Below are 12,806 nucleotides of genomic sequence, written 5' to 3' on the forward strand. Positions count from 1 at the left end.
ATAAGGCAACTGTTCCCATGTCGACTACTGCTTGCGCTCCCGCATCGCCCAATAGCTATCAACTGATCATCGAAGGCACCGAGCTGCAAGCGTGTGTGGCATCGGGCGAGACTGTCCTCAAGGCCGGTCTGCGCAGTGGCGTCAAAATTGCGCATTTATGCATGGTCGGAGAATGTGGCTCCTGCCGATGTCGTCTGCTGCGGGGAAAAGTCAGGCTCAAGAAGGACATCTCCCATCATGTGGACCACGATGCAATGCGCAACGGCTATCTGTTGGCGTGCCAGTCCGAACTCTTGAGCGATGTACTGCTTGCCGTACCGGGCTTGTCGTCGGATGTCCAGGGTCCGGCACTGGTCACACGCTCCGGACGGATCAAATCTGCCATTTCGCTGAACCACAATATTCGCCATCTGGTACTGGAGCTTGATGCACCGCTGGCCTACGAGGCTGGACAGTACGCCCAACTGAGCATTCCAGGGCACCCAGCCTTGGCCCAGGAAGCGCGTTGTTACTCCTTCTGCTCAGCGCCATTGGGTCATCCGCAAATCGAGGTGGAATTTCATGTCCGCTTGGTCCCCGGCGGACAATTTACCGAATGGTTGTTTGCCGAGGATCGCATCGGCGAGTGCATAGAGTTGACTGGCCCGCTCGGTGATTTTACTGTCCATAACGTTCAGCGCCCGATGGTACTCATCGCCGGCGGAAGTGGCCTTGCTCCCATCAAATCAATTCTCGAACATTTGAGCGCTCAGCAAAGCGCACCGGATGTGACGCTGTTTTTTGCCGCCCGCACCCAGGACGATCTGTACTGCCTTAGCGAAATTGCGAAACTACAAGCCAACTGGCCTGCCCGCAGTCGGATGCTGTTCGAGCCCGTCCTGTCAAATGAGCCCGGTGATTCCGACTGGGGTGGCCTGACTGGGTATTGCGGCGAACATATTTCCAGTTTCTGTAGCCCTGCCGACAGTAGTTTTTACCTCTGCGGACCGCCCCCGATGATCGATTCGATTCTTCGCCAATTAGAAGGCGTCGTTGAGCCTCATTACATCCACTACGACCGTTTTATTGATCGCAGCAATATGACGCAGCAATAAGCTTTTTTCGGCACTCATTGACTTTGGATAATAAAAAATGAAATCGAAATTGATACCCACCTTAATTCTGTGTGCAGCGTTTTCGCAGGCGCAAGCGGCTGACACGCCCATCACGCTTGAGTTTGGTGCCGCCGTAAAAAACGTATCCGAAGTTAATACTGCTACGGGAACGTCAAGCTTGAACATGATTGCCGAGGGCGCGGGAAAGCTGATGTCACAAGGTGAGTCGGTGCGTTTCTATGCCCTTTGTGCCATCACCGACACATTGAAAGGAAAGGCTGTCGTCGCGGGATTTGGCGACTGTGAATTCAAAACGACTGATGGCGGTGTGTTGTATGCCCATTTTCAGACAACGCCAGGGCATGGAGACCAGGGTCAAATCACGCTGAGTGGCGGCAGCCAGAACCTTGAGCGTTTCAACGGCATCGTTCCCGTCGAAATTACAGTCAATCCAGCCAAGGTCGGCAAGCTGGTTTTCTTTGCCGAAAATCTGAAATGAACAGTGCTCTTGGCTCGCCACTCAGCAAAAGGAAACCGCGATGGGAATGACTATTGGGCTCAGTGTCTTTGCCCTGCTGCTTGTGCTTGACATTGTGATGGGGGAATTCAGGAAACCCCGCGCATTGAGCATGAATGAAATGGGCGTGAACCTGATCTGTATAGTGATCGCGTTCTCCATTCGCGCTCTTCCTTTTGCGGCGGTTACTTATGTGCTGGTCACATTTTTCCCCGAGTGGAGAAACGCTCTCGCTCACGCCAATTTCGCCTTATTGTTCCTCGCCGTCCTGTTGCTTGACGATTATGGGAATTACTGGTTTCACCGGCAGGCACACCAAATACCCTGGCTGTGGCGCCTGCACAAACCTCACCATATTCCGACACGCATGAATGTGCTGATGGGGGTGCGCGAAAGCACGCTTTATTACTTGCTGATCCCCGTCAACGTGATGGCTCCGGTACTGGTTTTTGTTGGTGCCGAGGAGGCTGGCGCAGCGATGTTGGGCCTAAAGCTGACCGTAGGCTATCTGCAACATGTGGGTTATCGCTGGGATTTGTGGTTGCGCCGTTTCGCGCCTGGCCGTCTGTTTCTTGATCTGGCAGAAAAGCTGTTCTCGCTCCAGGATTTTCATCACGTGCATCATGGTATCGGCCGCTTCGGCAATGCCTCATCCAACTATGGCAATGTGCTCAATATCTGGGACAAGCTTCACAAGACGAGCAGCGGTCATCCGCACTGCGCTCAGGATGCTTACGGCGTGCCAACAGGTGTAAAGGTAGAGTCTTGGGCGGTGCAATTGTTCTGGCCACTTTGCCGCGAGCGGAAGGTGAACCCCGAGGAATCCTCGATCATCGTCCAGAGTTCGTCCGATGAACTTGAAGCAGCTCAAGCCATCATTTTTACCGCTGACGGTCTGGCAATTGCAGTGAGATGACGGTCCGAGTTGAATCAAGGTGAAGGTCTGCACTGGGTCCAGGCTGTGTGAAAACGCGCTAAATACCTCGAAAACCGGGAGTCGTGAGGGTTGCCTGTGGAATCAGCGGGCGGAAGCGCGAATTACCGGTTCTGCAGCCAGAAATGCCAAACGACCTTCAGTGCAGAGCCCGAGCACTATCAAATATCTTCGACTGAAATTGAACAAGTCCATCAGGCACCAGCAGAGCCGTTAACGACTGCCACTGAATATACCTGCCCATGCATCCGGAAATCCGCCAGATCGGCCCCGGTACCTGCCCCAAGTGCGGTATGACACTGGAGCAGGTGTTTCCCGAGTTAGAGGAAGAAGAGAACCCCGAACCCAAGGACTTCACCCGGCGCTTCTGGTGGACATTACCACTGACCGTGATCGTCACCTTGCTGGCCATGGGCGGCCATGCCCTCGTGCTGTTCCACGGCACCACGCAAAACCGGGTCGAGCTAGGACTGGCAACACCCGTGGTGCTTTGGGCTGGCTGGCCGTTTTATGTACGTGGCGTACGTTCGGTGATTCAGCGCAGCCCGAACATGTGGACATTGATCGGCCTCGGTACTGCGGCTTTTTTACAGCGTTGTGGCCATCCTGGTCCCCAGCGCATTCCCCAGCAATTTCATGATGGACGGCCGCATCGGCGTGTACTTTGAGGCTGCGGCGGTAATCATCTCACTGACCCTGCTCGGCCAAATGCTCGAACTCAAGGCTCGCTCGCAAACCTCTGCGGCAATCAAGTCGCTACTCGGCCTGGCACCCAAAACTGCCCGACGAATCAATGCCGACGGCACGGAAGAAGACATCCCACTGACACACGTACACAGCGGCGACACGTTACGTGTGCGACCCGGTGAAAAAGTGCCAGTCGATGACCAGGTACTCAAAGGCGAAAGTGCAGTGGACGAGTCGATGCTCACTGGTGAGCCCATACCGATCATGAAGAGGCCTGGTGATGCATTGATCGGCGCGACCCTCAACACCCACGGCGGCCTGGTGATGCAGGCGCAGAAGATAGGGTCAGCCACCTTGCTCGCGCAAATTGTACAAATGGTTGTACAGGCACAACGCTCAAAAGCGCCGATACAACGCCTGGCAGATGTGATTGCCGGTTACTTCGTGATTGTGGTGATTACTATCGCCGCACTGACTCTACTCGGCTGGGGGTTGTGGGGGCCCGAGCCAAGCTGGGTGTTCGGACTGATCAACGCTGTCGCGGTAATGATCATCGCCTGCCCTTGCGCCCTTGGCCTGGCAACACCGATGTCGGTGATGGTCGCCCCCGGCAAGGCTGCTGGCAGCGGCATCTTGTTTCGCGATGCCGCCGCCATCGAAAACCTGCGCAAGATAGACACCTTGATCGTCGACAAGACTGGCACCCTCACTGAAGGGCGGCCAGCGTTTCATAGCGTCGAGGCTGTACCTGGATTTGCTCAGGATGAAGTGCTGCGCCTGGCCGCGAGTCTCGATCAGGGCAGCGAGCACCCGTTGGCCCACGCTATTACCGAACAGGCTCGCCGCCGGCCTGACACTAAGCCCACCTGAAACCTTCGAATTGGCCTCCGGCATTGGTGTAAGCGGTCAGGTTGAGGGTCGCCACCTGAAGTTGGGCAATACCGCGCTGATGCATGAGTCCGGCGTCGTCACCGAGAGCTTGCAAGTGCAAGCCGAGAAATTACGCAGTGACGGTACGAGCATCATGTACTTGGCAGTCAATGGCGCTCTGGCGGGTTTGCTGGCTGTTGCCGACCCCATCAAACCCACCTCGAAGCTGGCAGTCGAGCGTCTGCAGGCGGAGGGCATCAAGGTCATCATGGCTACGGGTGATGGTCTTACTACTGCGCGCTCGGTAGCTGGCCAGTTAGGAATTGAGGAGGTGCATGGCGAGGTCAAACCGCAAGACAAAGAACGTTTGGTCGCGTCTCTGCAACAGACCGGACACCTCGTGGCGATGGCTGGCGACGGCATCAATGATGCCCCTGCTCTGGCTCGTGCTGACATGGGTATCGCCATGGGCACGGGCACCGACGTGGCGATGAACAGCGCTCAGGTCACCCTGGTCAAGGGCGATCTGCTCGGTATCCTGCGTGCTCGCAGCCTTTCAGTAGCGACGGTGAGAAACATGCACCAGAACCTGACCTTCGCCTTTCTTTACAACGCCATGGGCATCCCGCTGGCCGCCGGTTTGTTCTACCCGCTTACCGGTCACCTTCTGTCACCACTGATTGCCGCACTGGCCATGAGCTGCGGCAGACGTCCAGAATGAGAAAAAAACTCAGGTTGTGGCGCGAACGGCGGCGGTTGCTGCTGTCGATAAGCGCTCTTTTAAAACTGGAGATCTCCCATGAATACCAGGCTGCGCATCGCCGTGCTCACGACCCTGCTGATGACCGGAGTGGCACAAGCCGCCGAAGTCATCGACATTTACCGAGATCCTAACTGTGGCTGCTGCAAGGAATGGATCAAGTATCTTGAAGCCAATGGTTTCAGCGTGCGCGACCATGTCGAACCCAATATGAGTGAAGTCAAGCAACGCCTCGGCGTCGCCCCGCGCTTGGCCTCCTGTCATACCGCCGTGATTGATGGAAAATTCGTCGAGGGCATGTGCCGACAGCACAGATTCTCGACTTGAAAAATCACCCTGAGCTCGTCGGAATTGCAGCGCCTGGCATGCCGCCGCGCCGGTATTGAGATGAACAGCATCCGCAGGGGGGAAATCTTCAACCGGGCTAAAATTTTGTCTTAGTCGACTCAGAAGCGGAACGAGGTGCGCATCGAGAGGAAGTTCTTCGTAACACGCAGCAATCGGCAATACGCCGACACTGACCAGCGTCGCTCTCACCCCAAAACAGCTTACTGGTTTCTATAGACGCCCCTGACATCACCCTTCGCAGGGGGATTGTCCCCAGAGTTGGTTCTATTTCCCCAGGAATGCGTTTTCTTTCGCGCTGACGAATGCGTGGAAAACTCCATTTGCTCCGTCTCAGGCACTAAACAGAACGATTACTGCTTGCCTTACCTTACGTTATGTACGTCTGAGGTTTTTGGCACAGAGAATGCTGGGTATTCATCCAGAACTCATTGAGTGGTTCGAGCTGCTACAACCGTACAAGCAGCATGCATAAGGACACTCTACATGCAGCCAAATTCAGCTTTTTTCAGACGCCTTGATCGGGTAGCGGCCGACTCAATTGCGCCGACGAAACCACCCAACCTCCTGCGATGGTTTTCGATCATCAGCTTCCTCCTGATCAGCGCGATAGCCATCGGACTGGGGTCAGTGTCGACACGTTTCCTGGTCATCGAAAGCCTGGAGCGCGACGCCCTGTTGTCAGCGCAATTTATCCAGACCATCGCCCAGGGTGAGATACGTCACCACGAGTTGGCTGGGATGCGGATGGGCGACGTTTTGGCAGCCACCCAAAATGGAGTGCTGTCCGAAGAAATGTCGCTTAACAGGCACCGTGCCCGCTCCGAGTTCCTCGACCACCTTTCGTACCTCCCGGACTCACTCCTGATTAACATCTACTCCCCTCTTCGGACAGTGATGTGGTCGACCAATCCGCAGCTTATCGGACAAAAATTTCTGAACGACGAACCACTTGAAGCGGCATTCAACTCCAAAGACCGAGTTTCCACCAAATACAGCAACGCTGATGAACGCCGTCCCGAACAGCAATTTTTGCTCTCTCCCAAAATGTTCTTCATCGAGAGCTACATCCCCCTGGTAGATGATCAGGGGAATACTCTGGCAGTGGTGGAAATTTACAAGGAACCGGCCGATCTAATCGAACGGCTCAATCGTGGCCACTGGATAATCTGGCTGTCTACGGCGGCGGGCGGTCTGCTCCTTTACGTCGGGTTGTATTGGATTGTTCGACGGGCATCGATTCAGCTGGCGTCACAGGAAGCCCAGCTCGTCGCCAACAAGACCTACGTGGGCTTGGTCGAAATGTCCACGGCGGTCGCTCATAGTCTGCGTAATCCACTTGCCTGCATCCGCTCCAGCGCAGAATTGGCGAGCGACATGGACGGCCAACCCGCCAAAAGGAATATCGACGATATTGTCAACCAAGTGGATCGGATGTCGCAGTGGGTGCACGAATTGCTGCTGTGCTTGCGACCGATCCGTGGAGAGGCAGAACTGGTGGAACCGATGATTGTGGTACAGGCCACTCTGGCCGGCTTCGGCGCACAATTGGCTCAGTCAAGAATCCGGGTCGAGTTCAAGAATGAGCCCACCCTTCGGATCATCAGTAATCCACTTTTGCTTTCTCAAATTCTGAATAGCGTCATTGCTAATGCAATAGAGGCAATGCAGGGCGGGGGAAAATTAACCATCCAGGCTAATGTGGAGAAAACCCATCAATGGCTGCATCTCATCATTGGTGACACCGGGAATGGAACGTCACGGCAACAAGAAATGATGGCGTTCAAAACCTTCTACACCACCAAGCAAGGCAGGCTAGGCATAGGGCTGATTATGGTGAAGCAGATCATGGAAAGTTTTGGTGGAGAAGCCAGTCTGACCCACCATGAACAACAGGGAACATCCGTACGCTTGAGTTTCAGGGTTGTAGAAAGAAGAGCCAGCGCGTTGCGATAACCCTCGTCTTCGCGCAGCCGTTCTCGCCGATCTGGGGAGAGAGACGTAAGGTAAAAAAAGGAGAAAAAAATGGACGGATTTATTTTCCAATAGGGGACGGAAAAATAAATTCGCCCCCTTTCTTTCCCAACAACTCTTCGATTTCCTGTGCGACCAGGCTTTGTATGCGCCACATATTGCGGTCGCGAATGCCATGCTCTTTCAGCATTGTCACGGTCCGGAATAGATATTGGGCAGCCGAGCCCCAGTGCCCGGCTGCGCGAGCCAACACATGTGCAACCTTTTCCATTGGCAACTTGCCTGCATAGGCCATTCCGTCGCGTGCTGCGACAAAGGCTAATGCACGCAATATCCCAGTCTCGGTTTTAACCGAAATCCAGCGCGGAACATTGGTCGGTGGGTTTGCGTCAATTTCCCGGAACATTAACAGTCCCAGTTGTTTGAAGTGATCTTGGGCTGGAAGCCGGTATGCCAACCCGTTGCAGCTTCCACCGCGGTCGAGGGCCAACATCAGGGCTGGCAACTCGCGTGTGCCGCGCCAGCGAGCAAGTTTCAGGCAGAACGACCGATGCCACCCATAGGCGGTGGCGTCACGGCTCTCCACACATTCGAACTCCGGATTCCAAATCAGTGAGCCATAAGCAAAGATCCAAAAGGGACTGAGGGACGGATCTATTTTTTCGTGACCTTTTTTTACAGTCAGTCACTCCCGCAGCAACCGTCTGACCTCAGCCTGTATGGCATAAGCCGGCGCCTCCACAGCATTGAAATCTTGTGTATACCGCCGGGCAAATCCTTCTACCCCCCATTCCTGATACTGCTGCACATGCTTTAATTCGTGAGCCCAGAGCAAGACGTTCTCTTCTGCGGATTGAGCATCCCGGAAGAGGATGATGTCGATCAGCGTCACGGCGCCGATATCGGGGTTTTGCAGCATGGCAGTGGCGGCGCTGAATTGGCCGTTGTCGCTGACTTTGTAGCGCGCGGTATCGAGGACGCTGGGGTCGTACCAGCGCAATAGTTGCTCCCGGATGTGCGGTGGAATGGGTTGGACGCCGGCGTTGGCTGCTTCAGCGCGGGCTTGGGTCAACCACAGTGCCAGAGCAAGTGCCGCGATCGGGTAGAGACCCTCAAGCTGTCCCACGGCTGGCAGGCAGATGCAGCCGTCCAGGCATACTTGTTTTTCGCCAGCTGGGCAGGCGTCGGTCTGGGCTGGCACTTCAAAGGTCAGGCAAAGAACAAACAGCGCCACCAGGCGCGTGGTGATGGGCGGCATTGGGCGCTCCAAGGACGGACACAGCGCGAACAGTGGGTCACTATTGATCGACGACCCGCATGGCTTTAGCGTAGTCCCGAATCAAGCGCCCCCAGATAATCGCAGGAAGCGAAGGACCTCCTTTCCACTCAATCCCCATCTTAGGCGTTCATCTTGCAGCCCTGCCATACTGTTCAACATGACCAGTGCAACCTTTCGCTTCTACGAGGAGCTCAACGATTTCCTGCCGGCCGAACGGCGGCGGCAGTCCTTCACCTGCAAGTGCGCGCGAGGGGCGACGGTCAAGCACATGATCGAGGCGCTCGGGATACCGCACACCGAGGTCGAACTGGTGCTGCTCAACGGCGAGTCGGTGGGCTTCGAGCGGGTGATCTTCGACAGTGATCGGCTGGCGGTGTATCCCAAGTTCGAAGTTCTGGACATCAGCCCGCTGCTGAAGGGTCGTGCGCAACCTTTACGGGTGCTGCGCTTCGTCGCTGATGCGCACCTTGGCGGGCTGGCCAGCCTGCTGCGCATGAGCGGCTTCGATACCCTCTACGACAATGGCTTCGAGGATGGCGAGATCGCCGAGATCGCTGCACAGCAAGGACGCATCGTGCTAACCCGCGACCGCGACCTGCTCAAGCGGCGGATCATCAGCCACGGCTGTTACGTGCATGCCCTGAAACCGTCGCTGCAGCTGCGCGAATTGTATGAGCGCCTCGACCTGGCGCGCAGCGCGCGGCCATTCAGCCTGTGCCTTCATTGCAACCTGCCGCTGCACGAGATCAGCCCGGAACTGGCTCGGCCGCAGGTGCCACCACGCATTGGCGCCCTCTATTCGCACTTTTTGCGCTGCGACGCCTGCCAACGGATTTACTGGGAGGGTTCGCACTGGCGCGGTATGTGTGCATTGCTGGCACCTCTCCTGAACCGATAGCCAAGCGCATCGGGCCGGTTGAATCCACAGCAGTTAGCCATGAACACTCAACCGTTATGGTTTTACTGCGTGACTCTCGTCAATGTGGGGGGCGTCCGTTGGCTTCTTCTCCGGAACTATAAAACTCACTATCGTACTGGTGAGAATTTTGTGAGTCGGGTCGGCCACTTCAAGAAGAACCTTATGCGTGCCAGGTTTGAGTCCAACCAAAATAATCGGGTCTTCACTGGTGTGCGCCCATGTCCCTTCCCTGTCGTCGACGGTCACGTGAAGGTGACCGAGGCGTGGTGATACTTCAACAGCCGCTTTGCCAAATACCGGCATGATCCTGGCGTGCTCTGTTCGATACTGGATAATGACAACACCACGGGCGAGCGGCTCGGCAAGCGGTGGATAGGCAATGAGTTTTGGCACCGCCTCAGATTCCAATGGGAGTATCGCCGGTGGGTGATTGGTGTCTGCTTCCCCTTGACCGCACGCGGTCATGCAAAAAAAGACACCTAAAGCAAAGGCCGACAGATTTCTGAGAGCGAGGGGCATGGTGTTTTCTCCCGCGTGATTTAACTCAAGGCTAGATCAAACCGAGGAGGAAAAAAGGGGACAGATTTATTTTTCAAGCATTCAGTCAGGTTTCTAGAAAAAGCGGAGGTCCATCCGTCGTCACTTTACGAAGACAATTTTGTACTTTTTCCCCCGTCTCACCTAGCGAGATGGAGGTCCAAGCGCAGGTTCACTCCCTGCTTCAATTTTGAAGTTTTTCTTCGCAGCCCTTCTTGATAGCGTTTAGCTTATTGATTATGTGCTCGCCTACAACCTCAAACGAATGATGAGCATCTTCGGCATCGCAGGACTGCTTGAGGCGATCAGGGCGTGAGCCCAGCCGCTTGGCCCGCCAGTTAGAAGCCGATTGGGCCGCTGCCGCGGCCCAAAGGGCATTACGAACGTCTATGTCACTGACTAAGCTAATTCGCGCTTCCGCCCGCTGATTCCATAGGCAACCTTCGCGACTCTCAGTTTTCTAGGTGTTTAGCGCGTTTTCACACAATCACGTCCTACAAGATGAAGGTGGCAGTCAGTCTTCATGTGCGAGAGAGCAGGACAACGTATGCGTCCGACAAAGTCATCCATCTGTCAGATATTGTAATAATTACCACGCATGAGCCCCTCCGAAACATTGTAGGATTTCATCCCCAATTTTTTTCAGGTCTATATGAACACCCTTCTGGAGCCTCCCAGTAGCATTTTTCAACCAAAACCCTGTATCAGTTCCTCCCTTGTTGATAAGAGTTGGTCGCGTTTTTTACCGCCGCTGAACCTCGACATTCCGTCTCTGAGTTTCTCCACGCTTACTTTTCCCAAGACGAATAGGGTCACCTCCAAAGCTCCGCCTCCTTGCATTCGCTCCGAGAAGTCTTTCTCTTCTGCTACTTTTGCCCTCAACACACATTCCCCTCTTACCAGCAGGGATACGGTTGTTCGTGCCAATCGTTCATTCACCCTAACTCTTCGAGAGATTGAATAATTCCTATGGAATGGATTGCTGATCCCACGGCATGGCTTGGCCTGCTGACCCTGATCGTGTTGGAGCTGGTGCTCGGCATCGATAACCTTGTGTTTATTGCCATCCTGGCAGACAAGCTACCGCCCGAGCAGCGAGATCGTGCCCGTGTAATTGGCCTCTCCCTTGCGTTGTTGATGCGCCTTGGCCTGTTGGCCAGCATCTCTTGGATGGTGACCCTGACCGAGCCGTTGTTCGAGATCTTCGACAAGACGTTCTCGGGCCGTGACTTGATCATGTTGTTCGGTGGTGTGTTCCTGTTGTTCAAGGCAACCATGGAATTGCATGAGCGACTTGAAGGGCATGTGACCGAGCGCTCAAGTAATGCAGCCTATGCGATGTTCTGGCCTATCGTTGCGCAAATTGTGGTGCTCGATGCGGTCTTCTCGCTGGACGCCGTGATCACTGCTGTGGGCATGGTGGAACACTTGTCGGTCATGATGATCGCTGTGGTTTTCTCCATTGGCTTGATGATCATCGCGAGTAAGCCATTGACTAACTTCGTCAACGGGCACCCAACCGTCATCATGCTCTGCCTGGGCTTCTTGATGATGATCGGCTTCAGCCTCACCGCTGAGGGCCTTGGCTTCCACATTCCGAAAGGCTATCTCTACGCAGCGATTGGCTTCTCGATCTTGATCGAACTGTTCAACCAGGTGGCTCGCTCGCGCCGTAAGAAGAGCTTGCAGGGGCATCGCCCAATGCGTGAGCGTACCGCGCATGCAGTTATGCGTTTGCTGGGTGGCAACAAGTTGGGTGTAGATGAAGTCGGTGAGGAAATCGCTGACATGCTGTCAGGTGGTGATGCCGATCAGGTTTTCCATCGACGAGAACGCGTCATGATCAGTGGTGTGCTTCAGTTGGCAGAACGCCCGATACGCGGTGTCATGACCCCTCGTGCTGAAATCGACAACATTGATTTGGCGGACTCACCAGAAGAAATCCGCACAACGCTGATGCACTCGTCGTACTCCAGGTTGCCGTTAATCCGGGAGGGACGAGTTGATGAACCATTGGGCTTCGTCCACAAGAAGGAGCTGCTGAAAGAACTGTTGGCAGGTAACCATCCAAACCTGGAAACCATGGCGCGTAAGGCCATCAACTTGCTGGACAGCTTCACGATCCTCAACGCGCTGGAGCAGATGCGTAAAGAGTCGACTCACATCGCTTTCGTGGTGAACGAGTTCGGTGACTTTGTCGGTATTCTCACCATGACCGACATTCTTGAATCCATTGCAGGTGAGTTGCCGGATGCCAGTGAAATTGAAGGCCCGAACATCATTGCTGAGGACGGAGGTTTTCTCGTCAGCGGTGCGCTGAACCTCAGCCAGATTCACGAACACATCGGTTTCCAGGCAAAAGCGACTGATGACTTTCAGACGCTCGCCGGGTTGGTCATGAGCTTGCTGGATCGTCTACCGGTCAATGGAGACAAGCTCCATTGGCAGGATTGGAGCATGACCGTAGTCGAGGTGAAAGAGCGTCGAGTAACGAGAGTGTTCTTGCGTAGAGAGTAAGTGTAGAAAACGAGGCCGCATTTGCGGCCTCGTTTATTTAAAGCACTGTTTCAGGTTTTCCAGTCAGAAAATAAGGCCGGACGTTTGTGATTGAAACCAAACCCCGCCCAGATTTTTTTGGGAGCGCTTTTCGGCAAGAGGGGGGCGTCCTAGAAACGTCTGGACTGTAGGGTCATTCTGAAAATTGGTCGCCCTGAGAAGTAGTCACCCTGTCAGGGAGAATATCCCAGCAGGAAACTCCATTTTTCTCACCAAAAGCACAAACAAATCAGCGTGAGTTCACAGACACCACCCAACAAAACGCACACCCAGCCGGTTACCTGAAAAGGAAGTTTCATGATTCCGTACTCCATCTTCGTGGGAGTATTTACAG

General features: G+C 54.7%; 9 protein-coding genes and 2 pseudogenes. 8 read left to right on the plus strand and 3 right to left on the minus strand.

The window, feature by feature from the left end; translation table 11 throughout:
• Positions 1-17: 17 nt before the first annotated feature.
• The 6 genes and pseudogenes from ACA048_RS18120 to ACA048_RS18145 all read left to right on the plus strand — a co-directional run bounded on the left by ACA048_RS18120 (position 18) and on the right by ACA048_RS18145 (position 7,163).
• Entirely contained in the window at positions 18-1,094 is a 1,077-nt protein-coding gene (locus tag ACA048_RS18120) for a 2Fe-2S iron-sulfur cluster-binding protein (RefSeq protein ID WP_497625657.1), read from the plus strand.
• 37 nt (positions 1,095-1,131) lie between these two features.
• Positions 1,132-1,593 carry a hypothetical protein gene (locus ACA048_RS18125; RefSeq protein WP_497625658.1) on the plus strand — a complete coding sequence of 154 codons (462 nt, stop codon included), beginning with the start codon at positions 1,132-1,134 and terminating at the stop codon, positions 1,591-1,593.
• A 40-nt stretch (positions 1,594-1,633) separates the two neighbouring features.
• The gene (locus ACA048_RS18130) at positions 1,634-2,527 is read left to right on the plus strand and encodes a sterol desaturase family protein (protein WP_497625659.1); all 894 of its coding nucleotides are present in this window, start codon (positions 1,634-1,636) and stop codon (positions 2,525-2,527) included.
• A gap of 198 nt (positions 2,528-2,725) precedes the next feature.
• Positions 2,726-4,823, plus strand: a pseudogene (locus tag ACA048_RS18135) (copper-transporting P-type ATPase).
• Positions 4,824-4,901: 78 nt separating this feature from the next.
• Positions 4,902-5,233: pseudogene (locus tag ACA048_RS18140) on the plus strand (DUF411 domain-containing protein); the annotation flags it as partial.
• A 460-nt stretch (positions 5,234-5,693) separates the two neighbouring features.
• Entirely contained in the window at positions 5,694-7,163 is a 1,470-nt protein-coding gene (locus ACA048_RS18145) for a sensor histidine kinase (RefSeq protein ID WP_497625660.1), read from the plus strand.
• Between the two features lie 79 nt (positions 7,164-7,242).
• On the opposite strand, the gene ACA048_RS18150 is transcribed toward ACA048_RS18145, so the two are convergent.
• Both ACA048_RS18150 and ACA048_RS18155 read right to left on the minus strand, forming a co-directional pair.
• Entirely contained in the window at positions 7,243-7,866 is a 624-nt protein-coding gene (locus ACA048_RS18150) for a gamma-glutamylcyclotransferase (protein ID WP_497629891.1), read from the minus strand.
• Positions 7,867-8,439: an eCIS core domain-containing protein gene (locus ACA048_RS18155; protein ID WP_497625661.1), complete on the minus strand. Its 573-nt coding sequence runs from the start codon at positions 8,437-8,439 to the stop codon at positions 7,867-7,869. It lies immediately after the preceding gene.
• Between the two features lie 178 nt (positions 8,440-8,617).
• On the opposite strand from ACA048_RS18155, the gene ACA048_RS18160 reads away from it, so the two are divergent.
• On the plus strand, positions 8,618-9,358 hold the full coding sequence (locus ACA048_RS18160; RefSeq protein WP_497625662.1) for a Mut7-C RNAse domain-containing protein: 741 nt from the start codon (positions 8,618-8,620) through the stop codon (positions 9,356-9,358).
• A gap of 54 nt (positions 9,359-9,412) precedes the next feature.
• Here ACA048_RS18160 and ACA048_RS18165 read toward each other — a convergent pair whose 3' ends face one another.
• Positions 9,413-9,898 (minus strand): DUF6130 family protein, encoded by a 486-nt coding sequence (locus tag ACA048_RS18165; RefSeq protein WP_497625663.1) that lies wholly within the window; start codon positions 9,896-9,898, stop codon positions 9,413-9,415.
• 987 nt (positions 9,899-10,885) lie between these two features.
• Between ACA048_RS18165 and ACA048_RS18170 the strand changes: the two genes are divergently transcribed.
• Positions 10,886-12,433, plus strand: coding sequence for a TerC family protein (locus tag ACA048_RS18170; RefSeq protein WP_497625664.1), 1,548 nt, complete (start codon positions 10,886-10,888; stop codon positions 12,431-12,433).
• Positions 12,434-12,806 lie beyond the last annotated feature (373 nt).

The sequence above is a fragment of the Pseudomonas sp. LBUM1659 genome (genome assembly GCF_059716045.1).

Excerpts from the sequence above, each read along its gene's own strand:
- ACA048_RS18145 (WP_497625660.1), top strand. The coding sequence starts at position 5,694 with ATGCAGCCAAATTCAGCTTTTTTCAGACGCCTTGATCGGGTAGCGGCC.
- ACA048_RS18170 (WP_497625664.1), top strand. The coding sequence starts at position 10,886 with ATGGAATGGATTGCTGATCCCACGGCATGGCTTGGCCTGCTGACCCTG.
- ACA048_RS18160 (WP_497625662.1), top strand. The coding sequence starts at position 8,618 with ATGACCAGTGCAACCTTTCGCTTCTACGAGGAGCTCAACGATTTCCTG.
- ACA048_RS18125 (WP_497625658.1), top strand. The coding sequence starts at position 1,132 with ATGAAATCGAAATTGATACCCACCTTAATTCTGTGTGCAGCGTTTTCG.
- ACA048_RS18130 (WP_497625659.1), top strand. The coding sequence starts at position 1,634 with ATGGGAATGACTATTGGGCTCAGTGTCTTTGCCCTGCTGCTTGTGCTT.
- ACA048_RS18165 (WP_497625663.1), bottom strand. The coding sequence starts at position 9,898 with ATGCCCCTCGCTCTCAGAAATCTGTCGGCCTTTGCTTTAGGTGTCTTT.
- ACA048_RS18155 (WP_497625661.1), bottom strand. The coding sequence starts at position 8,439 with ATGCCGCCCATCACCACGCGCCTGGTGGCGCTGTTTGTTCTTTGCCTG.
- ACA048_RS18120 (WP_497625657.1), top strand. The coding sequence starts at position 18 with ATGTCGACTACTGCTTGCGCTCCCGCATCGCCCAATAGCTATCAACTG.